Consider the following 269-nt stretch of genomic DNA (forward strand, 5'->3'; position numbering starts at 1 on the left):
GGCGAGGATCGCGACCACCGCCGCCAGCAGGTGCACCGTCATGCCGGTGATGGCGGGCAGCAGTTCGGCCGGATCGATCCGCAGGAACGATTCCATCCGCATCCGATCCGGCCACAACACCATGACCATGACGACGCCGAGCGCGATCAGCTTGAACAGGCCCTTCAGGAAGTTCGCCACCGCCTGCTTGCCGAACAGCCGCTTGAAGCCGGCGGCCGGCGAGATCTTGGAGAATTTCGGCTTGAGCTGCTCGCCCGACCACACCAGCT

The 269-nt window shown here is 65.1% G+C and carries 1 protein-coding gene; it reads right to left on the reverse strand.

Annotated elements, in window-relative coordinates; genetic code table 11:
- Nucleotides 1–269, reverse strand: a 269-nt coding sequence (locus ELQ12_RS10050; protein ID WP_208379409.1) for an EscU/YscU/HrcU family type III secretion system export apparatus switch protein, incomplete at both ends; no start/stop codon positions are given.

Origin of the sequence: Campylobacter sp. US25a (genome assembly GCF_004379075.1) — a bacterium.
GTDB classification, from domain to species: Bacteria; Campylobacterota; Campylobacteria; order Campylobacterales; family Campylobacteraceae; genus Campylobacter_D; species Campylobacter_D jejuni.